This is a genomic window from Pseudoalteromonas sp. SR44-5, assembly GCF_014163675.1.
In the GTDB taxonomy this organism is placed as follows: Bacteria; Pseudomonadota; Gammaproteobacteria; order Enterobacterales; family Alteromonadaceae; genus Pseudoalteromonas; species Pseudoalteromonas rhizosphaerae.
Genome location: NZ_JACJDT010000118.1, coordinates 1 through 1,369, shown reverse-complemented (window position 1 = coordinate 1,369; position 1,369 = coordinate 1). Strand labels below are relative to the sequence as shown.

Below are 1,369 nucleotides of genomic sequence, written 5' to 3'. Positions count from 1 at the left end.
TAGCGGTTATCTGGCGAGCGCTTGGGTGTGTGGCTACCAATAAGCCCCCTACCTTCAAAGGCAGCTTCGGGGATAATGCGGCGCCTATCAGAGCCATCCATCCGTGCTGAGAACAGCGTTTTCCTTTTCATCCATTCGACTTTCGCGTTAAATAAAATACGTGGGGTTGAAAATGTTTCTTTATCGCCATACACCTCATTGCGTACCTCTTTTGGCCACTCAGGGTGGTAACTATGACGATGCGTTTTTTTATCTTTACTAAATCGACTGGGTTGCTCTTCAACAACTTGTTTTGCAGGTGGATTAGGCTCCTCACCACAGCCAGTTAATAGCAACATAGTAATACTTAGCAATATCATTACGCTGCTTCGCGCGCTTTTACTAAACGCCTTTATATTCGTTATGCTGTGTAAAAGTGGTTTAAAACGGGCTGTGTTTTCTGAGATTAATGACATGGGTAATCCTAGTATATATGGTGTAAATTTATTAATAGATTTATCTTATAAATCTATGTTATTTATAATAAATTCATTCATCATCTATATTAATGCTTGGCATTAATTCTGCTTGCGGTGTTTGACCACTCAACTGTGTATAAGGCACTCGTTCAAAGATATAAAAAGGCTCAGCCCCGTCATCTGGATCTTGTATTAAATTAAAAGTACCTTCGGTGGGAATTTTTTTAAACGTGAGCCGAACCCAATCTGTATCTACAATACGTCGATCACCTACAGAGCATTCTTGACGCCAACAGCTTTCAACATGCTCAAGAATAACTTTCTCATTGAGCGGGTTTATTGGTTTAGCCGATGATTTAGTTAAATTTAACTGGTATGCAAAGGTGATTTTTGGCTCTGTAATATACTTTTTATTTCTATTATTAACTTGCATTGGCATGCACTGTGAAACACTCATATTAGCTCCCAAATACTTGCTGTAATTTTGCTTTGGTTTTCTTCCCTGCAATTCCATCTACTTCAAGGTCGTGCTCGTATTGAAAATCCCTCACACCGGCTTTAGTTTTTGCGCCGTTAACGCCATCAACTGTGCCACAGTCAAAGCCCAATAAATTGCAGCGTGCTTGCACACCTGAAAGTGTATCGATGGGGTCTAAATGACCAACTTGTGCGGTAAAACTTTCACTGGGTGAGCTTTGATCTTCCTTGAGATATAAATCAACCTGAGCGGTGAGCGTGTCGTTCTCATTTAGCTCAACTTCAACTAGGCCGTCGCTCGGTAAAACGGTATCGATAGTTTGGCTGCCTATGTTGAGTACAATACGTTTGCCAGTGATGTCATCACCATCTTCATGAATTATTTGCAGGCGAAAATATTCTTTTTCGTTTTGTACAACAAACGTATTTAGGCT

At 40.4% G+C, this 1,369-nt stretch carries 2 protein-coding genes and 1 pseudogene; all 3 read right to left on the bottom strand.

Annotated elements, in window-relative coordinates; translation table 11 throughout:
• Positions 1 to 455 (bottom strand): annotated as a pseudogene (locus H5154_RS22720) (hypothetical protein); the annotation flags it as partial.
• Positions 456 to 528: 73 nt separating this feature from the next.
• Complete coding sequence (locus H5154_RS22715) at positions 529 to 915, bottom strand: hypothetical protein (protein ID WP_182719727.1); 387 nt, start codon at positions 913 to 915, stop codon at positions 529 to 531.
• Position 916: 1 nt separating this feature from the next.
• On the bottom strand, positions 917 to 1,369 hold a 453-nt coding region (locus H5154_RS22710), incomplete at its 5' end, for a peptidoglycan-binding protein (protein WP_182719726.1).

Bases quoted from the DNA above. Each gene is read 5' to 3' on its own strand.
- H5154_RS22715 (WP_182719727.1), bottom strand. From the start codon at position 915: ATGAGTGTTTCACAGTGCATGCCAATGCAAGTTAATAATAGAAATAAA.